Annotated in this window: 24 protein-coding genes and 1 pseudogene; 16 read left to right on the forward strand and 9 right to left on the reverse strand. The window is 59.7% G+C overall.

Annotated features, from left to right (window positions below; all coding sequences use genetic code 11):
* The first annotated feature begins 64 nt into the window (after window positions 1-64).
* The 4 genes from traA to FP026_RS03425 all read left to right on the forward strand — a co-directional run bounded on the left by traA (window position 65) and on the right by FP026_RS03425 (window position 5,125).
* The gene (gene traA / locus FP026_RS03405) at window positions 65-3,412 is read left to right on the forward strand and encodes a Ti-type conjugative transfer relaxase TraA (protein ID WP_149633226.1); all 3,348 of its coding nucleotides are present in this window, start codon (window positions 65-67) and stop codon (window positions 3,410-3,412) included.
* Window positions 3,409-3,720, forward strand: a complete 312-nt coding sequence (locus FP026_RS30895) for a hypothetical protein (RefSeq protein ID WP_432444096.1) — start codon at window positions 3,409-3,411, stop codon at window positions 3,718-3,720. Before traA ends, FP026_RS30895 begins: the two co-directional genes overlap by 4 nt.
* The gene (locus tag FP026_RS03420; RefSeq protein WP_149633227.1) at window positions 3,701-4,687 is read left to right on the forward strand and encodes a GlxA family transcriptional regulator; all 987 of its coding nucleotides are present in this window, start codon (window positions 3,701-3,703) and stop codon (window positions 4,685-4,687) included. Before FP026_RS30895 ends, FP026_RS03420 begins: the two co-directional genes overlap by 20 nt.
* 90 nt (window positions 4,688-4,777) lie before the next feature.
* Window positions 4,778-5,125 (forward strand): DUF488 domain-containing protein, encoded by a 348-nt coding sequence (locus tag FP026_RS03425; protein ID WP_149633228.1) that lies wholly within the window; start codon window positions 4,778-4,780, stop codon window positions 5,123-5,125.
* A gap of 75 nt (window positions 5,126-5,200) precedes the next feature.
* On the opposite strand, the gene FP026_RS03430 is transcribed toward FP026_RS03425, so the two are convergent.
* The gene (locus tag FP026_RS03430) at window positions 5,201-5,476 is read right to left on the reverse strand and encodes a DUF6522 family protein (protein ID WP_149633229.1); all 276 of its coding nucleotides are present in this window, start codon (window positions 5,474-5,476) and stop codon (window positions 5,201-5,203) included.
* A gap of 74 nt (window positions 5,477-5,550) precedes the next feature.
* Here FP026_RS03430 and FP026_RS30475 point away from each other — a divergent pair.
* Window positions 5,551-5,712: pseudogene (locus FP026_RS30475) on the forward strand (hypothetical protein); the annotation flags it as partial.
* Here FP026_RS30475 and FP026_RS03435 read toward each other — a convergent pair.
* Window positions 5,672-6,814 (reverse strand): HPP family protein, encoded by a 1,143-nt coding sequence (locus FP026_RS03435; protein ID WP_188112483.1) that lies wholly within the window; start codon window positions 6,812-6,814, stop codon window positions 5,672-5,674. The pseudogene FP026_RS30475 and the gene FP026_RS03435 overlap by 41 nt on opposite strands.
* A 52-nt stretch (window positions 6,815-6,866) precedes the next feature.
* Window positions 6,867-7,772 carry a LysR family transcriptional regulator gene (locus FP026_RS03440; RefSeq protein ID WP_149633231.1) on the reverse strand — a complete coding sequence of 302 codons (906 nt, stop codon included), beginning with the start codon at window positions 7,770-7,772 and terminating at the stop codon, window positions 6,867-6,869.
* A 114-nt stretch (window positions 7,773-7,886) separates the two neighbouring features.
* Here FP026_RS03440 and FP026_RS03445 point away from each other — a divergent pair, with 114 nt between their 5' ends.
* Window positions 7,887-8,618: a 5-formyltetrahydrofolate cyclo-ligase gene (locus FP026_RS03445; protein WP_149633232.1), complete on the forward strand. Its 732-nt coding sequence runs from the start codon at window positions 7,887-7,889 to the stop codon at window positions 8,616-8,618.
* A 90-nt stretch (window positions 8,619-8,708) separates the two neighbouring features.
* Entirely contained in the window at window positions 8,709-9,068 is a 360-nt protein-coding gene (locus FP026_RS03450; protein WP_149633233.1) for a hypothetical protein, read from the forward strand.
* A gap of 197 nt (window positions 9,069-9,265) precedes the next feature.
* Here the strand turns inward: FP026_RS03450 and FP026_RS30095 are convergent, their stop codons facing one another.
* Window positions 9,266-9,415 (reverse strand): hypothetical protein, encoded by a 150-nt coding sequence (locus FP026_RS30095; RefSeq protein ID WP_188112508.1) that lies wholly within the window; start codon window positions 9,413-9,415, stop codon window positions 9,266-9,268.
* 194 nt (window positions 9,416-9,609) lie between these two features.
* On the opposite strand from FP026_RS30095, the gene FP026_RS03460 reads away from it, so the two are divergent.
* Window positions 9,610-10,245 (forward strand): hypothetical protein, encoded by a 636-nt coding sequence (locus tag FP026_RS03460; protein WP_246665225.1) that lies wholly within the window; start codon window positions 9,610-9,612, stop codon window positions 10,243-10,245.
* Window positions 10,246-10,264: 19 nt separating this feature from the next.
* Window positions 10,265-10,756, forward strand: coding sequence for a DUF7674 family protein (locus tag FP026_RS03465; RefSeq protein ID WP_246665226.1), 492 nt, complete (start codon window positions 10,265-10,267; stop codon window positions 10,754-10,756).
* Between the two features lie 476 nt (window positions 10,757-11,232).
* Here FP026_RS03465 and FP026_RS03475 read toward each other — a convergent pair whose 3' ends face one another.
* The gene (locus FP026_RS03475) at window positions 11,233-11,739 is read right to left on the reverse strand and encodes a MarR family winged helix-turn-helix transcriptional regulator (protein WP_246665227.1); all 507 of its coding nucleotides are present in this window, start codon (window positions 11,737-11,739) and stop codon (window positions 11,233-11,235) included.
* Window positions 11,740-11,770: 31 nt separating this feature from the next.
* Here FP026_RS03475 and FP026_RS03480 point away from each other — a divergent pair, with 31 nt between their 5' ends.
* Both FP026_RS03480 and FP026_RS30900 read left to right on the forward strand, forming a co-directional pair.
* Window positions 11,771-12,097: a hypothetical protein gene (locus FP026_RS03480; RefSeq protein ID WP_149633234.1), complete on the forward strand. Its 327-nt coding sequence runs from the start codon at window positions 11,771-11,773 to the stop codon at window positions 12,095-12,097.
* Window positions 12,098-12,237: 140 nt separating this feature from the next.
* On the forward strand, window positions 12,238-12,459 hold the full coding sequence (locus FP026_RS30900) for an ATP-binding protein (RefSeq protein ID WP_188112484.1): 222 nt from the start codon (window positions 12,238-12,240) through the stop codon (window positions 12,457-12,459).
* Window positions 12,460-12,556: 97 nt separating this feature from the next.
* On the opposite strand, the gene FP026_RS03490 is transcribed toward FP026_RS30900, so the two are convergent.
* The 4 genes from FP026_RS03490 to FP026_RS03505 all read right to left on the reverse strand — a co-directional run bounded on the left by FP026_RS03490 (window position 12,557) and on the right by FP026_RS03505 (window position 14,940).
* Entirely contained in the window at window positions 12,557-12,922 is a 366-nt protein-coding gene (locus tag FP026_RS03490) for a type II toxin-antitoxin system VapC family toxin (RefSeq protein WP_149633235.1), read from the reverse strand.
* Complete coding sequence (locus FP026_RS03495) at window positions 12,916-13,131, reverse strand: CopG family transcriptional regulator (RefSeq protein ID WP_149633236.1); 216 nt, start codon at window positions 13,129-13,131, stop codon at window positions 12,916-12,918. Before FP026_RS03495 ends, FP026_RS03490 begins: the two co-directional genes overlap by 7 nt.
* Before the next feature lie 86 nt (window positions 13,132-13,217).
* Window positions 13,218-14,138 carry a dihydrodipicolinate synthase family protein gene (locus tag FP026_RS03500; RefSeq protein ID WP_149633237.1) on the reverse strand — a complete coding sequence of 307 codons (921 nt, stop codon included), beginning with the start codon at window positions 14,136-14,138 and terminating at the stop codon, window positions 13,218-13,220.
* An 88-nt stretch (window positions 14,139-14,226) separates the two neighbouring features.
* Entirely contained in the window at window positions 14,227-14,940 is a 714-nt protein-coding gene (locus FP026_RS03505; RefSeq protein WP_149633656.1) for a FadR/GntR family transcriptional regulator, read from the reverse strand.
* Window positions 14,941-15,153: 213 nt separating this feature from the next.
* Here FP026_RS03505 and FP026_RS03510 point away from each other — a divergent pair, with 213 nt between their 5' ends.
* The 5 genes from FP026_RS03510 (at window position 15,154) to FP026_RS03530 (ending at window position 22,348) form a co-directional block, all read left to right on the forward strand.
* Entirely contained in the window at window positions 15,154-17,100 is a 1,947-nt protein-coding gene (locus FP026_RS03510; protein WP_149633238.1) for an ABC transporter substrate-binding protein, read from the forward strand.
* A gap of 86 nt (window positions 17,101-17,186) precedes the next feature.
* Window positions 17,187-18,173: an ABC transporter permease gene (locus tag FP026_RS03515; RefSeq protein WP_149633239.1), complete on the forward strand. Its 987-nt coding sequence runs from the start codon at window positions 17,187-17,189 to the stop codon at window positions 18,171-18,173.
* A gap of 9 nt (window positions 18,174-18,182) precedes the next feature.
* Window positions 18,183-19,304, forward strand: a complete 1,122-nt coding sequence (locus FP026_RS03520) for an ABC transporter permease (RefSeq protein ID WP_149633240.1) — start codon at window positions 18,183-18,185, stop codon at window positions 19,302-19,304.
* Window positions 19,305-19,311: 7 nt separating this feature from the next.
* Window positions 19,312-21,033, forward strand: coding sequence for an ABC transporter ATP-binding protein (locus FP026_RS03525; RefSeq protein WP_149633241.1), 1,722 nt, complete (start codon window positions 19,312-19,314; stop codon window positions 21,031-21,033).
* A gap of 127 nt (window positions 21,034-21,160) precedes the next feature.
* The gene (locus FP026_RS03530) at window positions 21,161-22,348 is read left to right on the forward strand and encodes a galactarate dehydratase (protein WP_149633242.1); all 1,188 of its coding nucleotides are present in this window, start codon (window positions 21,161-21,163) and stop codon (window positions 22,346-22,348) included.
* Window positions 22,349-22,372: the final 24 nt, after the last annotated feature.

The following is a 22,372-nucleotide window of genomic DNA, read 5'->3' on the forward strand; positions in this document are numbered from 1 at the left end:
CCTGGCAGGCCGTGGCTCCCGACGAACGCGTGGATTTCGCTCGCAACCAGGAAAGAATTTCGTCGTGGCCGTTCCTTATTTCTCCGTCAGCATCGTGGCCCGCGGTTCCGGCCGCAGCGCCGTTCTGTCGGCGGCCTATCGGCACTGCACCAAGATGGAATACGAGCGGGAGGCGCGGATGATCGACTACACCCGCAAGCAGGACCTGCTGCACGAAGAGTTCGTGATCCCTCCCGACGCTCCCGACTGGTTGGGGTCGATGGTTGCCGATCGCTCGGTGTCTGGTGCATCGGAAGCCTTCTGGAACAAGATCGAGGCTTTCGAGAAACGCTCCGATGCCCAGCTCGCCAAGGATGTGACGATCGCGCTGCCGATCGAACTGACGGCCGAGCAGAACATCGCACTCATGCGTGACTTCATCGACCGGCATGTCACCGCCAGGGGCATGGTGGCGGACTGGGTCTATCACGATGCACCGGGCAACCCGCACGTCCATCTGATGACGACGCTGCGGCCGCTCACCGAGGACGGGTTCGGCGCCAAGACGATCGCGGTCCTCGGCCCGGACGGCAATCCGATCCGCAACGAGGCCGGCAAGATCGTCTATGAGCTTTGGGCAGGAGGCCTCGACGACTTCAACGCCTTTCGCGACGGCTGGTTTGCCTGCCAGAACCGGCATCTGGCACTGGCCGGCCTTGATATCCGCATCGATGGCCGATCCTTCGAACAGCAGGGCATCGAATTGGTGCCGACCATCCATATTGGTGCCGGCGCGACGGCCATCGACCGCAAAGCGGAACAGGCGAGGACGCAGTCGTGGGCGGGGTCAGCAAAGCTTGAACGGATCGAGCTGCAGGCGGCACGGCGAAGCGAGAACGCACGGCGCATCCAGCGCCGTCCGGAGATCGTCCTCGAGCTGATCACGCGGCAGAAGAGCGTCTTCGATAGCCAAGACGTGGCAAAGATCCTGCATCGCTATATCGACGATGCCGCCCTGTTCCAAAACCTGATGGTCCGCGTCCTGCAGAGCCCCGAAGCGCTCCGTCTCGAGCGCGAGCGGATCGCATTTGCGACCGGCGCCCGGGTGCCGGCCAAATACACGACGCGTGAGCTGATCCGGCTGGAAGCGGAGATGGCCAACCGCGCGATCTGGCTCTCGAGGCGATCCTCGCATGGCGTTCGAGACGCGGTGATCGAGGCGACGTTGACGCGCCACTCCCGTCTATCAGAGGAGCAGAAGACAGCGATCGAACACGTCGCGGGACCGGAGCGGATCGCGGCTGTCATCGGCCGTGCCGGCGCCGGCAAGACGACGATGATGAAAGCGGCGCGCGAGGCGTGGGAGCTGGCCGGATACCGGGTGGTGGGCGGCGCGCTCGCCGGCAAAGCGGCGGAAGGTTTGGAGAAGGAAGCGGGGATATCGTCGCGGACGCTGTCGTCCTGGGAGCTTCGCTGGAAGGAGGGGCGAAACCAGCTCGACGCAAGGACGGTCTTCGTTCTCGATGAGGCCGGCATGGTGTCGTCGCGGCAGATGGCGCATCTGGTCGAGGCGGTGACCAAGGCCGGCGCCAAGCTTGTCCTCGTCGGCGATCCGGAACAGCTTCAGCCGATCGAAGCGGGTGCCGCCTTCCGCGCCATTGCCGATCGCATTGGTTACGCCGAACTCGAAACCATCTATCGCCAGCGCGAGCAATGGATGCGCGACGCGTCGCTCGATCTTGCCCGCGGCAATATCGGCAAGGCCGTCGATGCCTATGCCGCTCAGGGTCGAATGATCGGTCTGGGTCTGAAGGCCGAGGCGGCCGCAAGACTGATCGCCGATTGGAACCGCGACTACGATCCGGCGACGACGACACTGATCCTCGCCCATCTGCGCCGCGATGTGCGCATGCTGAACGGCATGGCGCGGGCCGAGCTCGTCGAGCGTGGCATTCTCGGCGAAGGATTTGCCTTCCGGACGGAAGACGGACATCGCAACTTCGCGGTTGGCGACCAGATCGTCTTCCTGAAGAATGAAGCATCGCTCGGCGTCAAGAACGGCATGCTCGGCAAGGTCGTCGAAGCGCGTCAAAACCGCATCGTCGCCGTGGTCGGCGAAGGCGAGCATCGCCGCCAGGTCACCGTCGAACAGCGCTTCTACAACAATCTCGATCATGGCTATGCCACCACGATCCACAAGAGCCAGGGGGCCACCGTCGACCAGGTGAAGGTGCTTGCGTCGCTGTCGCTCGATCGGCATCTGACCTATGTGGCGATGACGCGTCATCGCGAGGATCTCCGCGTCTATTACGGCACCCGATCCTTCGCCTTTGCCGGCGGCCTGATCAAGCTCCTGTCGCGCAGGAATGCCAAGGAAACCACGCTCGATTACGAGAAGGGCAACCTCTATCGCCAGGCACTCCGTTTCGCCGAAGCGCGCGGCCTGCATATCGTCAACGTCGCCCGCACGATTGCCCGCGATCGGCTCGAATGGACGGTCCGCCAGAAACAGAAACTGGCCGATCTGGCTCAGCGGCTCGTCGCCATCGGCGCCAAGCTCGGCTTCGCCACCCACACCAAACTCGGCCTCAGTACCAGCACCAAGCCAACCCACTCGCAAAGCAGCAAGGAGGCCAGCCCCATGGTTGCCGGTATCGCCACGTCTACGAAAACGATCGAGCAGGCGGTCGCCGACAAGCTCGAAGCGGATCCCGGTCTGAAGAAGCAATGGGAGGACGTCTCGACCCGCTTCCATCTCGTCTATGCGCAGCCGGAAGCCGCTTTCAAGGCCGCCAATGTCGATGCCATGCTGAAGGATGGAGCGATCGCCAGATCGACGCTCGCGACGATCGGCAACCAGCCGGAGAGTTTTGGCGCGCTCAAGGGGAAATCCGGCCTGCTCGCAAGCCGCGCCGACAGGCAGGATCGCGAGAGGGCGGAACGCAACGTTCCAGCTCTGGCTCAAAGCCTTGGCGATTACATGCGCCTGCGCAGCCAAGCCGAACAACGCCATCAGGCGGAGGAAGTGGCGGTCCGCCGCAAGCTCTCGATCGACATCCCGGCGCTGTCACCGAATGCACGCCAGACGCTCGAACGCGTGCGTGACGCCATCGACCGCAATGACCTTCCCGCAGCACTCGAGTTCGCGCTGGCCAACAGACAAGTGAAGGCGGAACTGCAGGGATTTGCCAAGGCGGTCACTGAGCGTTTCGGCGAGCGGACCTTCCTGCCCCTCGCCGCCAAGGACGCGAATGGCGAGACCTTCACGGCGATCACCGCCGGCATGAGCCCCGGTCAGAAAGCGCAGGTCCAGTCGGCCTGGAGCCTGATGCGCGCCGTGCAGAAGCTCGGTGCCCATGAGCGAACCGTCGAGGCCCTGAAACAGGCCGAGACGCTTCGCCAGGCCAAGGGCCAGGGGATGTCGCTGAAATGAACATGCGTCTTTTGAGAATGGCGCCGGCGCAGTGGCCGCATACCCCGCTCCTTCCGGCCATGACGGCGGTCACAGCAACGCTGCTCAGTGCAATCGTGGCCGCCGGGCTCGTGGGCTATCGGATCAACCTCACCCCGAGCGAACCGCTCGGTCTCTGGCGGATCGTCAAGCTCGATCGCGCGGCTGGGCGCAGATCATCGGTCACAATACGATCTTCGTCGACGATCGTGATCCGCTGGCGTATGGTTTCCAGATCAAGTAGAAGGGCTTGGTCAGGCGAGGCATTTGATGAAATCCGGCAAGCATGAATTGAAGCATGGCCCGTTGAAGGTCGGATTTGTTCTCGCGCGATCGTTTACCCTTTCCGCCTTCGCGCTGTTTATCGATACGCTAAGACTGGCGAGCGACGAGGCCGACAAGTCCGGCCGGGTCCTGGCCGACTGGCAGGTGTTGGGCAGTACCCGGCATCTCATCACCGCCAGCTGCGGTGTTCAGGTGGCGCCGACATCGGACTTTATCGAGCCGCGCGAATTTGACTACATCGTCGTCGTCGGTGGACTTTTGAACACGGACATCACGATCGACAACCAGACCGCCGACTATCTGAAGAAGGCCGCGGCTCAAAAGATCCCGCTGATCGGCGTTTGCACCGGCACCTTCATTCTGGCGCGTCTCGGCCTGATGAAAGCGCACCAGACCTGCGTCAGCTGGCTGCACTACCAGGCCTATCGAGAACAGTTCCCCGACAACCCTGTCCGTTCCGACCGCCTGTTCAATCTCGATCGCAGCAGAGGATCGTGCGCCGGCGGAAGCAGCGCAGCCGATATGGCCGCCTTCCTTGTTAGACGGCATATCAGCAGGGACGCCGAACGAAACGCTCTGGAAGTGCTGCAAATCGAGCGGGCGCGATCCGGCCTGGATATCCAGCCGCGCAAGCCGCTCGCCATCGAATGCCAGGACCCGCGTCTGAAGGCTGTGCTCATCACCATGGAAAGCCACATCGAAGACGTCGTGCCGACCGAAGACCTTGCCGCCTCCGTCGGCCTGTCTCGGCGACAACTCGAACGCCTGTTCCTGGAGGAAATGAAGACCTCTCCCGGAGCCGTCTACACGCGCATTCGCATGGAACGCGCCAAGCAGCTGGTTCTTCAGACACAGGCGCCGCTCATTGAAATCGCACTTGAAGTGGGTTTTGACAGCGCCTCGCACTTTGCCAGGTTGTTCCGAAGGCTATTTGGGCAATCACCGACGGAGCTACGCCGCGCCCAGGCATGAGGTCCGCGTGACGGCCTAAGGCGACAGCATCCGCAAATCCCAAGGGGTGGTGGCGTCACCGGAACTGCTCTTGACCGACGGAGATCCGATATGTCCGTACACATCAAACGAATTTATGAGCCTGCAGACAAGCATGACGGCAAGCGTATTCTGGTCGATCGATTGTGGCCGCGCGGCATCGCCAAGAATGATGCCCATGTTGACGTTTGGCTGAAGGATATCGCGCCAAGCCCTGACCTACGGCGCTGGTTCGGTCACGATCCGAACAAATGGGACGAGTTTCGCCGTCGCTACCGGGATGAACTCAAAAAGAATTGCAAGGCGGTGATGGAGCTCAAGGACCAGATCGGGCACCAGACGGCGACACTTCTTTACGGTGCGAAAGACAGCGAGCACAATCACGCCCTGGTGCTCATGGATTTCATCACCGGACAGTAGAACCGTGCAGTATTCGCGCTTCGCGACCTGATCGCATGGAATGCCTGAAAGACCTCCGCCAATGCTGCGATCGCCTCAGAATTCGGGCGACCGCGCGCCCAAACGCAGAAATGTCATCTCCTCGTGCCGAACCCTGTTCTCATCATCCAGAACAGCCCGCCATATGCGATTGCCCAATCGCAGCGACAGGCGCCTCGTGCCTTCATGATTCGCCGTGCCCACCTCGACGCAAGAGGTGATCGAGCCGCGCTGCATGTAACGGCGGAACTCACTGAGCGACAACCCGAAGCGATCGGCAATCTCGAAGGAGTCGACGACAAAGTCGCCATTTTCCGCGCGCCCGACGAACATATCCCTGCCCTTCTTCTTCGGACCCGCAATCATCTTTCAATAATGGAGAATGATTTATCATTGTCATTCCCTAAATGGAAATTACGGTCGCATGGAAGGCGTCGACCTGCGCCAGGCGCGTCCGAAGGTTACGCGTCGGCTCGCGAACCGATCAATCCTGGGCTGCGCGCCGCTTCGTGGCGGTGCTGAAGATCTTCACCCTTGCCGAATCCCTGGGTGGCGTTGAAAGCCTCGTGGCGCATCCTTGGTCGGCAGAAGCCGGGCCATGGCACTCAAAAGATCGGTCTGCGATATCAGGCCAAGGACGCGCCAGTCGGCATCGACGACGATGACCGCATGCGTGCGTCCATCCGTCAGAACGGGCAACAGCGACAAGGCGGGATCTGCGGCATCGGCCACGGCCGGTTTCGATACGACGCTCACGATGGTATCGGAGCTTTCCGAAAGTTCGCGCAGGCCGACCGCGCCGACCAGACGGCCTTCCCGATCTTTCACCGGCAAGGTGCGGATATTATGCTTCAAGAGAAGATGCCGTGCCTGATCCGGCTCGGCATCCTCGCCGATGGCGATGACATCGCGCGACATGATATCGGCACAGCTTATGTCTCCATGCGATCGTACCGCCGCCTGCAGTTCGACCTGCCGCAGGAGACGGCTAAGGTCGGCCCGATCGATATCGAAGGTCTCGTCGAGCACATCCAGGGCAGCGTCGACATCCTCCTCGCGAAAGCCCACCCGCAAGGGCGGCGGCAGATCGCGTGTCTGATGGATGTTCTCGGCCGGCTTTGCGACGACATGCGGATAATTGCGCCTGGAGATTTTGTGAAACACCAGCCCGAGGCCGACGAGTACGCAGGAATTCAAAGCGACCGGCACGAAAGGAAACAGGAAGCCCCAGCCAGCAACCACCGGTCCGCCGAGAACGGCGGTCAAGGCAGCCGCCCCACCCGGCGGATGCAGGCATCGCGTAAACGACATCGCTCCGATCGCCAGCGAGACGCCGACCCCGATCGCGATGATCGGATCACGGATGAAATAGGCTGCAATGATACCCATCATGGCGGAAATGGTGTTGCCGCCGATGATCGACCAGGGCTGGGCAAGCGGGCTTGCCGGAACCGCAAAAAGCAGCACTGCGGACGCCCCCATCGGGGCGACGATGAGCGGAAGGTGCGGCCCCTGTCCGAAAAGATAGCCGCTGATGACCCCTGTCAGGCCAATACCGATCAAGGCGCCAAGGCAGGCGATCAGCCGCTCGCGTAGGGTTGCTCCGGCAAGGATTGGCGAGAATAAGCGGAATCGGCTGAATCCGGCCTTTGGAGAGTCTTGATGTTGCATGATGAAACCAATTTTCCGGAAGCGTATTTCGTGGCTGGGCGACGCAATGTGATTAGTTCGGTACCAGCCGCGGCCCCTTGCCCCTGGTGGCGCCAAGGACCTCATGAAACGCGTTGAAGGCGCTCGGACGATCATTTTTGCGAGAAATCAGGATCGTATCGACCGTGGCGAGTTGGTGTGTCGCCGACGTCATCGGCCAGTGCATGAGATCAAGGACCGATTTCGGCATGACACCGGCAGCATTGCCGGTCGCGACACTTGCCAGGATGGCATGATAGGAGCCTAGTTCTGTCGTTGGCAACGTGCTCGACTTGCGCGCCCAGTTCTCCGCAATCCGTCGATAGGTGCATCCGGGTTCCAGGGCTGCAATCGATCCGACCCGCAGATCGGCGGCCGATCGGATTGATGGATGCCCGGACGGCAATAGGAGCAACAGATCCTCGACAAAGACCGGTGCGGCCTCGAGTTGTCTGAGCTCGGCCTCAAAACCCTCATCGCCATCTGGCATCGCTTTTGGCGGCAAGGCGATCAGCGCGCAGTCCAGAACGTCGTTGAGGACATCTCGGGCAAGGTCACGGGAGGCGCCAAGGGTCAGTTGGATCGATACATCCGGCCACATGTGATTGAATTGGCTGAGCGCTGCGGGCAGCCGGCTTGCAGCCGTGCTTTCCATTGCCCCAACCCGCAATGTGCCCGATGGAGGCACCGGCCTGACCGCTTGGCGTGCTTCGAGCGCCAGCGCAGCAAGTCGATTGGCATAGATCTGGAACGTCTCGCCTTCTTTCGTCAGCGTCATCTTCTTGCCCTCGCGGCTGAAGAGCAGGACGCCCAGGTCGTCCTCCAGCTGCTGGATGCGTGTCGTCACGTTCGATGGTACGCGGCCGACGGCTTTCGCAGCCTTTGTCACGCTGCGATCACCGGCGACGGCCAGGAATATCTCGATCGATGAAAGGTCCAATGAAAAAATCTCGATTCAGGAATTAAGCTGCCCTATCATTCCCTATATAAAAATCATTCTCGCAGCTCAAGCATGTTTCGATATCGAGCCGTAGGACGGAGCGTTAAGGAGCGGATGGCAAAATCAGATCGACATCAATCGGACGAAGAACCCCGCGAATACGCATCCCCCGCCTGCTTGCTGCACGAAGTCGACCCGGCTTATAGCGGCATCACATCCAACGAGAGCCAGGCCTTGAATATCTCCGCGTGGCGAAAGGTGCAGCGGCAAAGGCTGATCGACGACCGGAAGGCCCTGCCATTCGCAGAACGCGAGGAATATACGCGCTCGATTGCAACCCACCTCGATCAGGTAGTCGCCAACGTTGCGGATCAACATATCAGCCTGTTTTGGCCGTTCCTGGCAGAGCCGGATCTCAGAGGATGGATGGCGGCCGCAACGGCTCGTGGCGCGGTGTGCCTATTGCCCGTCGTCGTCGCCAAGGCTAAGCCCTTGATATTCCGCTCATGGAAAATGGGAGAGCGACTTGAACGCGGAATATGGAACATTCCGGTTCCGGCCGGGGGCAAGGAAGCTGTTCCAGATATCGTCATAGCACCCCTGGTCGGCTTCGATCCACATTGCTTCCGCCTTGGCTACGGAGGCGGATTTTTCGACAGAACCCTCGCCACCCTCGATCGCAAGCCGCTGATCATCGGTGTCGGCTTCGAATCACAAAGGATCGAGACCATCCATCCGCTTCATCACGACATTCCGATGGATGTCGTCATCACGCAAAACGGACGTGCTGTCGGTGATCCCTCATCATGTGAGACCTTGAGGCCGTCAGTTCCGCCAGAGTGCTGAACAGAACGGCAGATCGCCACCCAAACGGGCAACCGTTCATGCCCCCATGACGATTTATCCAGCCGAACCGCCGCCTGCGGTCATTGGCACGTGAATTGCGTCTCTTTCATCACCCTACTGGAAGAGACGATCATCATGCTGCCCATTCTGCCGTCGCTGCTTTTGAGCATTTCTCTCGGTCTGAGCTGGAATAGATTCCTGCTTACATTTGCAAGCCGGGGTGAGTGTCTACAAAAGCCGATGGCGGTGACGATGGTCGCAGCCGCCGTCAGCCTGTCCGCTCTCGCACTGTCTGTCGCCGATAAGGGCTTCCTGCTGGGAGGCGCCATCATCCTGCTCGGTCTGATGCTTGCGGCCATCAGTAAGAGCCTTTCCCATCCGGTCGTCATAGTAGCGCTTTCCGCCATTAGCCTTGCAGCCTATCTGCAGTTTACGGTTCACGCGCTCTAACCGCGACCGCCGTCGCAAAATGCAGGCGGAACGCGCGTCTCGATCCAGCATCACTCATCAAATCAGCATCCGTTTGTGTGCAGTGTGGTTAGCCTGAGCCAATGTATCATTCGGCAATATACGGCACTAACCAATTGAAATCATTCGCCGCGTTACGCTGGAAGGGTTTGATTCCCCGCCAAGCGGCTGAAACATAGTCAACTCCTCAGCTTGCCGAGCCAACGCATATCGAATGGCGCCGCACGCCACGCGACCAGAATGGCCTCCATGCCGTCCACCTGATTTGCCGAAAGCCGCCCGCCGAACAACGACGAGCGTACCGCCGCGAAGAACTTCGCGTGATCCATAACTTCTCTCCATATTTTGGGGTAAAAATTGCACCATCTATATTTACATGGCGCATAAAATGCCCTATGTTTTCCTCATCGCAGTGAGGGCACATGGGCAAACTGTTTCAAATCGGGAACGTCATTATTCGGATTTATGCGAACGATCATCTGCCTCCGCACTTCCACACTCTCACCCCTGAGGGGATGCATTGGTGGAGATCGCGACACTGGAAATCCTGCGTGGTAAGCTCGCACGCAAGGCCCAAGGTACCGCCCTCGAATGGGCAGCAAAGAACAAGGCAGCTATTGCCGCCGAGTGGAACCGGAGCAATCCCCGCTTTCCAATCGCTTGGGGAAGGGAAACAGAAATGGATATGCCGCGAATTGAAAGAGTAACGCCAACGTCAAACATGACGCTGGCAATAACGTGGAAGGGTGGCGCTGAAACTTCTGCAAACCTAATTGGCTGGATTGCGACCGGTGGCGAATTGCTCGCCCCTCTCAAGTCTCCCGATGTTTGGAAAACCGCCGCAGTTGCCGACTATGGCGCAACGGTCGAATGGGCCGGCGAAGATTTGGCGATCGATGCCTATCACCTGTTCCAGATCGCCGAAGAACAACGCGATTTTAATGCCGAGGATCTGCGGAAATGGCAGGAAGACATAGGGCTCTCGAATAACGAGGCAGCGGACTTCCTTGGAGTTACCCTCCGCACATGGAAGAACTATCGTGCGGGCGCTCCCGTCAGCCATGCCGTCAAAATGCTGCTGCGCGCAAGCCTGCGCGACCCGCTCTTGATGCATGCGCATTACCGGCCGCGTCAAAATGGCCGGCCGAAAGCGGCCTAGCCGATCCTGATGCCCTGACATGTTGCCGGATAGCGGCAGCGGCGGGGCGCACCTACATCTTAACACCAGCCATCACGCGGACATGAGCAAAGACAAGACCAACCAAAGTTCTTTTGAGTTCGACCGCTCGAATATGTTTGAACCCCTTTTGGAGGCCGACCCCTCGTTTTGTGGCATGTGGGAAAGCTTCAAACGAACCTATGAATCTGACGACGACGAGTTGCCGAATTACATCGCATTGGCAGAGCTTGCACGTCATCTGGTGCAAAATTTGGAAACGGGCAATACGAACAGGTTTAGCGCTGTTTTCGATGTCGTCGAGCGCTGGCATCTCACGGGCGACCCATATGTTAAAGAAACGGCTACTATAGGCCTACTCGAAGACCTTCAAAACACGAGGCTCCATCGCAACACCCGGCCCGAAGACTTTCTTTCGTGGCTACAACCGGAAACCCGCATCTGGTGGGTCAAAGTTCAAGAGTTTTGGACCACGGGGAAGCTAATAAGATAACCTGTTCCGAAACGGCCTAGTTCTCATCAATCCGCCCGAAGCGGCGAGGCCTAAGGAAAACCGGAGGCGTAGCGGGCGTGCCCGGCGCGCTACTTGGTGCAACCTTCCCGGCCGTATCGGCGGCTTTAAGCGGTTCGACACCTTTGCGCCTGCCGCCGCTTTCGTCTTCGCCTGTTTCCCGTCGTAAAGCTGCCCGGAAACGTCAACCTCAAAGCCGGTTGTCTTCGTGTACTTGGAACGTGCCGTTTTGATGATGTAAGGCACGCCATCAAGTCCAGGGCGAACGTCTGCGAAGAGCAGAGGCAGTCCCGCTTCTATCTCGGCATCGCCCAACACCGTTACGGAAACACTGCCCTCCCCGCGCGCAAGCTCTTTCGCCTTAGCACGCGCTGCTTTGTCCGCTTCTGCCGGTGACGAGAAGGCATCGGGAATGCGATACACGCTATCGCCATCCACATCGGCGGCGGCTTCAATCTTCAGCTGAGGCCGTCCAGTGCTCTCAACGCTTCCATCAGAGCGGAAAAATGGATGTCACCCAGCCGCTCGCGATAGCCACGCTCGATAGCGAGCTTGATGTGCTCGCCATCGGACAACGCCGCCAGCCCCTTTTCGGTGAAGACAATGACCTTGCCCCGGCGATCCTCAGGATCGTTGCGGCGTCGCAGTATCCCTTCGGCCTCCAGCCCGTCGATGAGTTGCTGGACGGCCTGCTTGGAAATTCCCATGCGCTCGATGAGTCGTGATTGACGAAGACCATGCCGGGGGATGTGACCTATCAGGCCCGCACGGGCCTCGCTGAACCACTCATGCCCTGCCTCGCGCATGCCAGCCGCGAATTCGCCCTGCCATGCGCGGCTCGCCTGCCAGAGCCGCCAGCCGATATGGTCGAGCAAAGCATTATCGTCAAGTTTCTTGACCAAACTCATCGGTTCCTTTACATAGTCAAGCTGCTTGACTAAGCGGATTACACCTAGCGACAGCATGAAGCAATATCCATCCCCAAAAGGAGACGTCATGACGATTCTGCAACGCAATGCACTGGAAATCCTCATTCCCGGCACAACCCACGTTCTCGAGCGCAACGGCAAGGAAGCTTACGTATACTTTGGACAGGACGGCACAGCGCATATGCTGCTCGATGACGGCGAAGCCCGTAGCGGGTATTGGCGACTGTGCGATGATGGCTATGTTACCGATTGGGACACAGGCGTCACGGGAGACTGGATCCTGCATCATGAAGAGAATGGCATTGTCTATGTCGGTCGGCAGAGCGGTAATCGCCTGCGCATGATCGGGGTGTTGTTCGGCAACGCCAAGGATCTGCCGCGCCAAGCTGCCTAGAGCATTCCAGGAAAAGAGCGCAAGCGGTGTTCCGTCCGGAATGCGTAAAAACAAAAGGATGGAGCGTTTTCACGATTAGAGGAAAAGCGGAAACGCTCTGACTTGATGTTAAAGCCGACCGCGCCGTCACCATTCGGGTCGTGGACGACGGCCCGGGTATTCCTCTGGAGTCACATAATGACGTTATCGAGCCCTTCTTCAAATTGGATACCGCTCGAGGCGATCATGGCGGATTTGGATTGGGACTCTTCATCGATCATGACATCGTCCAATCCCATGGTGGCTCCCTCTCTCTCATAAATGCTCAGCCTCAAGTCTTGATCGTCGAAATCAACCTGCCGCCTCCTGCGTTATTGCGATAGTTTTTGCGATTGAACGGTGTTGTCGAACGGCGTCGAACCGCCACCTTCGCAATCATATTGCAGCGGGCGATGCTCCAGTACGAAACGAAGAGTGCGTTCAGATTTCGTAAGGCACGCGAATATCAGGCATTTCCCTCGGAAAATCCTTGGTGTTCCGCGTGACCAGCAACATCGAACAAACATTTGCCGTTGCCCAGATGATGGCATCGGGCAGTTTGATGCCATATTGCTGTCGCAGAGATACCGCACGTTCGGCTATATGATCATCGACTGCGATAACTGCAAATCCCGCCAGGAAAGCGCGTGTTCCGACCACTACCGCCGGTCGGGCACTGACAAGAACCTCCATCCAGGTGATCATGCTAATCGCCTTTTCCTCATACCGCATCAACTCATGTCGCGCTTGCGGTATGGCATTGAGATGGTCGATCAAGATGTTGGTGTCGAAAAGCGCTTTTACCATTCGTTGCGAATGTCTTTCTGATACGCCAAACCATCGACCTTTTGATCAGCCCAGAGCCCAAACGCCTCGACTTCGCTAATACTTGCGTTGCGAGCCAGAAAATCATCGATTGCCTTGCGAATGAGCGCTGCTCGCGAGACTTTTTCTCGCTGCGCCAGCTGATCCAGCGCTTTGACCTCCGGGTCGCCAATGTCAACCAAGATTCTCATGAGAGATCTCCGATATCTGATATCGGCTACATATATCACTCTATGCCAATTTTCAACACCCGAAGCGGTCGCGCCGATGCCAGCTGTCAGTTGGCGGAAAGCTCGCCGGCTTCTTGCCACGCACGAAGCAGGGCAAACAGTTCTTCACGATCCTTCTGATCGAGGCTTGGCAACCCGGGAACACGAACGGGGCCGACATTCAAGCCGGAGAAAGTGACTGCTTCCTTGACGACGGTGACATTGGCGCCGTTGCGGAACTTCGTGCGCATGCGCTCGAAGGGCTCGAGCTTGTTGACGATCGCGCGGGCAGCAGCAAAGTCCCCCCTTGCCAAGGCATCGAGAACGGCAAGCGACAGCTTTGGCGCGACATTGACGAGGCCGGAGGTGAAACCGCGTGCACCGGCGGCCGCAAATGCAGGAGCCCAGCTCTCCGCAAGGCCGCAGACGAACAGCGCGCTATTCGGATCGGAGGCGGCGATTGCCCGCGAAAGCAGCATCAAGTCCGTCGTCGCGAACTTGATGCCGGCAATATTGCCGTGGCCGGCCAGGCGAACCACGTCATCGACGCTGAAGCCTTCGGCACGGACATAGGCGACGAGCGGCAGGGGCGAGGCCTCCGCCAGATCGCGGAAATAGTCGATCTGCGAGGCGGGAGCGGCGAAAGGATCCACCGGCTGATGCGACATGACGGCGGAAGCGCCGATCGAAGCGGCATCCCTGGCCATGCGGATGGCTTCTCGCAACGAACGGCCGATTGCCGCCGTCACCGGCGCCTTGCCGTCGACACCCTTTATCGCAGCTTCATGGACGTGGCGGATTTCCTCGGGCGTGAGCGCGTAGAACTCGCCGGTATTGCCTGCCGCGACGATGTTGTGAATGCCGGCTGCAGCCACGCGTTGATAGACCTTGGCGGTCACGTGCGGCTCCACCTCGCCATTCGCATCATAGGCCGTGACCGGAACGCCGGAGACGCCGGTCAGCGCCTGTCGCATGGTTTCAATGCTCATCTTCCTACCCTTACCCTTCATTACCCGTCGAGACGAACGCGAGGGAGCGTAAAGAAGCCGTCACCTCGCTCCAGCCTCATCCAATTTCCTAAACGCCCTGGAACATGCGGGCGCGCGCATTCAATATGTGTCGCTTCATGGCATCGTGCGCTTCGGTCTCCTGCCGCGCAAAGATCGCCTGTACGATGACGGCATGCTCGTCCTGAACGCTGCGGATCTGCTCTGGCGTCCGCTTGAGACTGAGGCTGCGGGTCACCGAATGACCGATGGCGAAGTGCGGTCTGAACAATTCGCGGGCGGTGATGTGGAACTGGTTGCCGGTAGCGATCGCAATCGCATCGTGCAGCTCCTGATCCTCTTCCGCGCCGAGGCGACCTTCTCCCAGACATTGTTCGAGCTTTTGAAGCGCCGCCGTGATCCGCTCCTTATCATCAGCTTGCCAGTTGCGCGCCGCAAGCTCTGCGGCTTCCGCCTCGAGCCCGGCGCGAAATTCGAAGAAGCGCTGGACGTCGGCGAGCGATCCTACGGGCACCATTTTGAGGACTGAAGAATCCGGCCTTTGGCGCACATAGGAACCGGACCCCTTGCGCGATACGATCAAGCCGTCGGCACGCAGCCGCTCCAGGGCGTCGCGCACGACAGGCCGTGACGCACCGAACATCTCCGCGAGCTTGGCTTCCGCCGGCAATCTTTCGTTCACCGGAAACTGCCCGTCCGCGATCATGGCGACGATCCTCTCATAGATGATGTCGCCGAAGCGCGTCGCACCCGTCTCGGATTCGTTGGCGACAGAGAGTTTCATCATCGTCCTTTGTGAATGCCGGCCAGCGATAGGGCATAGCGCATTTCCTGCGCGTCAGAGCTACTAAATCTGTAAAAATCTGTCAACTCTTGTAATTATCTGAGAACGTAATATGGTCTTGGCGCTGCGCCAGAGGGGTGCAATGGCGACGGGTTGGGAGCTTGTCGCATCGGCTCAGGGAAAACCCGGCCGAGGTCAAAATGGGAGGATTCGATGCGCGATGAAACATTGGCCCGCGGCGTGAGCAGACGTGCCGTCCTCGGAGGCATTGCGGGAATGGCAGCCCTGTCTCTGGCCGGTCGTGTCAATGCCGCCGACGCGGGCGGCGAGCCACCCGCCCTGGCAGGGCTCGTCAAGGACGGCAAGCTGCCGCCGCTCGCCGAGCGGCTGCCGAAGAAGCCGATGGTCGTCACACCTTATGAAAAGGTCGGCACCTATGGCGGTACGTTGCGGCGAGGCCTGCGCGGCTCCTCCGACCACAACGGTATCCTGCGCATGGTGGGCAACCAGAGCCTGGTGCGCTGGAATCTCGAATTCACCCAGGTCCTGCCGAACCTCGCCGAGCGCTGGGACGTCAATGCCGACGCCTCGCAATTCACCTTCTATCTCATCCAGGGCGCGCGTTGGTCGGACGGCCATCCGTTCACGGCGGACGATGTAGTCTTCGCCATTGAGGACTGCGTCAAGAATACCGATCTCTATAGTGCTGCGCCGGCGCAGCTCTCGGTCGCCGGCAAGGCCGTCGATGTCACGAAGATCGATGACTACACGGTGAAATTCACCTTCGCAGCGCCGAACGCACTCTACTTGGAAAACCTTGCAACCCCGCTCGGCCAGCATCCGACGCTGTTTCCCAAGCACTATTGCAGCCAGTTCCTGCCGAAATACAATCCGAACGTTGCCGACGACGCGAAGAAGGCCGGTGCCAGCAGCTGGCCCGAATTTTTCCGCGCACGCTGCGGCGACATCGAGATCCCCTCACGCTGGGGCAATCCGGACAAGCCGACGCTCGATCCCTGGGTCGTGAAGGAGCCTTATACCGGCGGCGCCACCCGCGTCGTCATGACACGCAATCCCTACTTCTGGCAGGTCGATACATCAGGCAACCAGCTTCCCTATGTCGACGAGATCAATTTCGGCATTTCGCAAGATGTGGAATCGCTGATGCTGAACGTCATTTCCGGCAAGATCGATATTCAGGAACGCCATATCAGCGTGCTCGCCAACAAGCCGACGCTCTCGCAGAATATGAAGAAGGGTGACTATCGCCTTCTAACTCTTGTCCCTTCGACCTCACAGCAATGCCAAATCTACTTCAACATCACCCATAAAGATCCGGCCATGCGCAAGATGTTTGCCGACAAATCGGTCCGGCAGGCGCTCTCGCTCGGGATCAACCGGCAGGAAATCATCGATATAGTCTATTTCGGCCAAAGCCAGCCCTATCAGGCTGGACCGCGACCGGAGCATCCCTGGTACAACGAGAAGTACGCGCGGCAATTCACCGATTACGATCCGGACAAGGCCGGCGCCATGCTCGATCAGGCCGGCTACGGCAAGAAGGATGCGAACGGTTTCCGTCTGAGGCCGGACGGCCAGAAAGTCTTCTTCGCCATCGACGTCATTCCGACCCTCTATCCAGATCTGGTCGATGCTCTCGAACTGGTGAAGGCACATTGGGCGCAGATCGGCGTCGACATGAAAGTCAACACGATCGAGCGCGCGCTCTATTACACCCGCGGCGACGATAATGCCCATGACGCCCAAGTCTGGCCGGGACCTGGTGGCCTCGATCCCATGCTCGATCCGCGTGATTTCTTCGCTTTCCACCCGCAGGGCTCGCGCTACGCCATTCCGTGGTCGGTCTGGTACACGTCGAACGGCAAGCACGGCGAGGAGCCGCCGGAAAGCCAGAAGAAGCGCATGAAACTTTTCGACGAGGCACGCTCGACGGCCGATCTCGACAAGCGTGGCGCCGTCATGAAGCAGATCTTCGACATCGCCGCCGAAGAGTTTGAAACCGTTGGGCTTTGCCTTGCCGTCGGCGGCTTCGGCATCATCCGCAACAATCTGCACAATGTTCCGGAAAAACAGCCGGACAGCTGGTCCTGGCCCAACCCGGGACCGGCCATGCCGCAGCAATTCTTCTTCACCAGCTGATCACACGGATTCGGCGCCGCCTTGCATGGGCGGCGCTTTCCTTCATGCGGAGCTGCCTATAGCAGCGCTCATTGCGAGAAATAGCCATGCTGGTCTTCATCGGTAAACGCCTTTTGTGGATGATCCCATCCCTCTTCGCCATCAGCTTCCTCGCCTTCGTGCTGATCCAGCTGCCCCCTGGCGACTATGTGACGACCTATATCGCCACGCTTGCCTCCTCCAACGAGGTGGTCGACCAGAACACGGCCGCGCAGTTGCGAGAACGCTTCGGCCTCGACCAGCCGATGCTCATCCAATATCTGAAATGGATATGGAACATCGTCACGCGCGGCGATTTCGGCATTTCCTTCGAATGGCAGCAACCGGTCTCGGGCTTGATTTGGGAGCGCATGGCGCTAACGCTCGTGCTGGCACTGGCGACCCTCATCGCCACCTGGGCAATCGCATTGCCGATCGGGGTCTATTCCGCCGTCAAGAAATATTCGATCGGCGATTACCTGTTTACCGCCTTCACCTTCCTTGGGCTTGCTATCCCCTCCTTCCTGCTGGCTCTGGTGCTGATGTATGTCGCAGCCGTCGAGTTCGGTCAGGATGTCGGCGGCCTGTTCTCCTCCGACTTCGAGACCGCGCCCTGGAGCATCGCCAAGATGCTGAATCTTTTGTCGCATATCTGGCTTCCCGTCATCATTCTCGCCGTTTCGTCGACAGCAAGCCTCATCCGCGTCATGCGCGCCAACATGCTCGATGAGCTGCCCAAGCCCTATGTGACGACCGCCCGGGCGAAGGGCCTTTCGGAATTCCGCCTGCTGGTCAAATATCCGCTGCGCATTGCGCTCAACCCCTTCATCTCGACCATTGCCTGGCTGCTGCCCAATCTGATCTCGGGGTCCGTCGTGGTGGCGATCGTTCTCAACCTCCCGACGGCAGCGCCGCTGCTGCTCCAGGCTCTGATGGCGCAGGACATGTATCTTGCCGGAGCTTTCGTGCTTTTGATCTGCGCGCTGACGCTGATCGGTTCACTCATCAGTGACATCCTGCTTGCCCTCGTCGATCCCCGCATCCGGTTGGAATAGGAGCAGCCCATGGCCGATATTGCAGTTACAAATCTGCGCCCCGACCGTGCCGCCGTCGCCTCGCAATGGCAGCTGATCTGGTGGGCCTTCCGCCGCCACAAGCTGGCCATGGTCGCCCTCGTCGTCACCGTGATGATGTATATCGTTGCGATCGTGCCGGGCTTTTTTGCCATTAACGATCCCAATCAGCAAAATGCGCGCGCGACCTTCCACCCGCCGCAGCGTGTGCATTTCATCGATACCCAGAACGGCTTTTCCATAGGGCTGCACTACTATCCGCTGAAGCTGACGCGCGATCCGGAAACGCTGGCGGCGATCTTCAAGGAAGACACGACCAAGCGGGTTTCCGTGACCCTATTCGGGCGCGGCTACGAATATTCCGTGCTCGGGCTCTTCACCAGCAACATCCATCTGCTGGCATCCTCGGACAAGTCGACGCCGCTTCTTCTGTTCGGTGCGGATCGGCTCGGTCGCGACGTCTTCAGCCGCACCGTTCAAGGCTCACAGATTTCTCTGTCGATCGGTCTCGTCGGCGTGTTCTTCTCGCTTCTGCTCGGCATCGTTCTTGGAGGGATTTCAGGCTATTACGGCGGCAAGCTCGACTTCTTCATCCAACGCTTGATCGATTTCGTGCTGTCGCTGCCGACCATTCCGATCTGGCTCGCCATGGCGGCCGCCCTGCCGCAAGGTTGGCCGGCCGTATTTCAATATATGATGATCACGATCATCCTCTCGTTGACCGGCTGGGCGCAGCTTGCCCGCGTCGTGCGCGGCCGTTTCCTGTCGCTGCGAACGGAAGAATTCGTCGCCGCGGCCAGGCTCGACGGCGCTAGCGAGGGGCGCATCATCTTCCGCCACATGCTGCCGAGTTTTGCGAGCCACATCATCGCCTCCATCACCCTTGCCGTGCCGGCAATGATCCTGGCCGAGACGTCGCTTTCCTTCCTGGGGCTCGGCCTGCAGCCGCCGACCATTTCCTGGGGCGTGCTGCTGCGCGAGGCGCAGAATATCCGCTCGATCGCAACGGCCCCATGGCTCTTCCTGCCGGGTGTCGCTGTCGTCATCGCCGTCATGGCGCTGAACCTTCTCGGCGATGGCCTGCGTGACGCGGCCGATCCCTACAACAAATGAGGCGGGCATGACCGATATCGTTTCCATGAATACCGCCCGCCCGCTGCTGCAGGTCAAGAACTTGACCGTCGACTTCCCCTTGCGAACCGGGACCTTTCGCGCAGTCGACGATCTCTCCTTTGCCATCGAACCGGGAAAGACGCTTTGCGTCGTCGGGGAGAGCGGCTCGGGCAAGTCCGTCACCGCACGCTCTATCCTGCAGATCGTCGACACTCCCGGCCGCATCACCAGCGGTTCGATCATTCTCAACGGCGCCAGCGCCAATTCGGTCGATCTCGTCAAGCTCAATCCGCGCGGGCGGCAGATCAGGTCGATCCGGGGGCGCGATATCGCCATGATCTTTCAGGAGCCGATGGCATCGCTCTCGCCCGTCCACACGGTCGGTGACCAGATCATGGAAGCGCTTCGCCTCCACACGAAGATGAGCAAAGCGGAAGCGCGTTCCGAGGCAATCTCGCTTTTGAAGCAGGTGGAAATCCCTTCTCCGGAAAAGGCGATCGACCGCTACGCTTTTCAATATTCGGGCGGCATGCGCCAGCGCGCCATGATCGCCATGGCGCTTGCCTGCAAGCCGCAGCTTCTGATCGCCGACGAGCCGACGACAGCACTCGACGTGACGACGCAGGCCGAAATCCTCGACCTTATCGCCCGGCTGCAGAAGGCCAATGGCATGGCGGTGCTATTCATCACCCACGACATGGGCGTGGTCGCGCAGATCGCCGACGACGTGCTCGTCATGCATAACGGCGTCGTCCGGGAATACGGTCCGGTCGAGCAGATCTTCCATGCGCCGAAGGACGATTATACGCGCATGCTGATCGGCTCGGTTTTGAAGCTTGAAAGGAAGGCTGAAATCCGCCTTGCCCGGCCGCCGCTGGACAGATCCGCAGCTCCAATCCTCGAGTTGCGCAATGTGTCGATGGCCTTCGGCGAGGTTCATGCCCTCAACGATGTCTCGATCTCGCTTCTGCCGCGCGAAACGCTTGGCATCGTCGGCGAGAGCGGATCCGGCAAAACGACGATGGGCCGCTCCATCATGCGTCTTATCGATCCGAGTGCGGGCGAAATCCTTTATCGCCGCGCCGATGGCGATGTCACCGATCTCGCTAGCGCCAAGGGAATAGTTCTGGCGGCAGCGCGTCGCGAACTGCGCATGGTGTTCCAGGATCCCTTCGGCTCCCTCAATCCACGCATGACCGTCTCGCAGATCATCGGTGAACCATTGCTCGTCAACGGCATCGCCAAGGGCCGGACGCTCGATGAGCGCGTTTGCCATCTGATGGAACAGGTCGGTCTCGATCCAAGGACTCGCGAACGCTATCCGCATGCCTTTTCCGGCGGCCAGCGCCAGCGCATCGGCATCGCTCGCGCCATCACGCTTAATCCCCGCGTGATCGTCGCCGACGAGGCGACTTCGGCACTCGACGTTTCCGTGCGCTCCCAAGTACTCGATCTCTTGATGCGCCTGCAGGACGAACTCGGCCTCGCCTATATCTTCATCAGCCATGATATCGGCGTCATCCGCTACATGTGCGACCGTGTCGGCGTCATGTACAAGGGGCGTCTGGTCGAGGTCGGCGATGCCGACAAGGTCTGCAATTCACCCGAACATGCCTATACGCAAGCGCTGATCTCGGCGATCCCGCGTCCTGACCCGCGTGACCGGGATCGCTCGCGGCGCTTCCGCTATGTCGAGCCCGAAACGGTGAAGAACGGCAGTGCCGCGTGAGGGCTTTCATCGACATGAACCCGCCCTCATTCGCCACCGAGCCGGCTTCGGTTCAGCGCGACAACGATTTCCCAAACTGCGGCACCTCCCAGGCCGCACGCATAGCCATCGATAGAAGGAAGGTAAGATGAAAATCGACCGCATGCGGGTATTCATGACCCGCGACAAGGATCGCCCACGCGTCATCGTGGCGCTGGACACGGATGACGGGCTAACGGGCTGGGGCGAATGCTACAATCACGGCCCCGACTTAGCACTGCCGCCGATCCTCGACTATCTCTACGGCTTCATCGCCGGCCAGGATCCGAGCCGCATCGACTATCTCGTCAATCTGCTGATCCAACAAAGCCGTTTCCCGCCCGGTGCGCTCGGACTTTCAGCGATTTCCGCGCTCGACCATTGCCTGTGGGACCTCTCGGCAAAAGCCCTCAATGTCCCGGTCTATAAGCTGCTCGGCGGTGCGGTGCGCGATCGTATCAAGGTCTATGCCGGCGTCTATACCGCACCGGACGCGCCGGCAGCCCGCGACGAGCTCGACCGGTTGAACGCCGAATGGGGCTTTACCGCCTTCAAGCTCAGTCCTTGGCGCATCGATATGCATGCCCATCGCTGGGGCAATGTCGTCAAGGCATCGGCCGACTATTTCCGCTCGCTGCGCGAAACCGTACGCGACGATTATGAGATCGCCTTCGACGCCCATGCGAAGATCTTCGAACCGGTCGCCGCGCGTCAGCTCGGCAATGCGCTGGCCCCTTATGATCCGCTCTTCTACGAGGAGCCGCTGCGGCCTGAGAATATCGAGATGTGGGGCGAATTGAAGCAAGGCCTCAATTGCGTGCTTGCGACCGGTGAGTCCCTTTATAACCGCAACGAATTCCTGCGCCTGCTGCAGGTCAAGGGCGCCGACCTCATCCAGCCCGACATCTGCGTTGTCGGCGGCATCAGCGAGATGCGGCGCATCGCCACGATCGCCGAGGCGCATTTCGTCGGCGTTGCCCCGCACAATCCGATGGGACCGCTCGCCACCGCCGTCAACGTGCATTTCTCGGCCGCCGCGCAGAATTTCAAGATCCTGGAGTATCGCCTGCCGAAGGGCCAGGCCTATGTCTATGGCGGCAACGAGGTCGAGCAGCGACAGGGCGAAACCCGCTATGTTATCGACCCCTATCTGCCGAAGGATGGCTATCTCGAACTCAGGCCCGACCGGCCAGGCTGGGGCGTCGACATGGACGAGAAGGCGATGGAAGAGCAAGGCTATATCCATTGGCAAAGGCGCGTGCCCAAGCGTCCCGATGGATCCTACGCATTTGCGTGATGATAGCGCCAGCAGCCATTCGAA

This window comes from Martinezella tropici, from assembly GCF_008370325.1.
In the GTDB taxonomy this organism is placed as follows: Bacteria; Pseudomonadota; Alphaproteobacteria; order Rhizobiales; family Rhizobiaceae; genus Rhizobium; species Rhizobium tropici_B.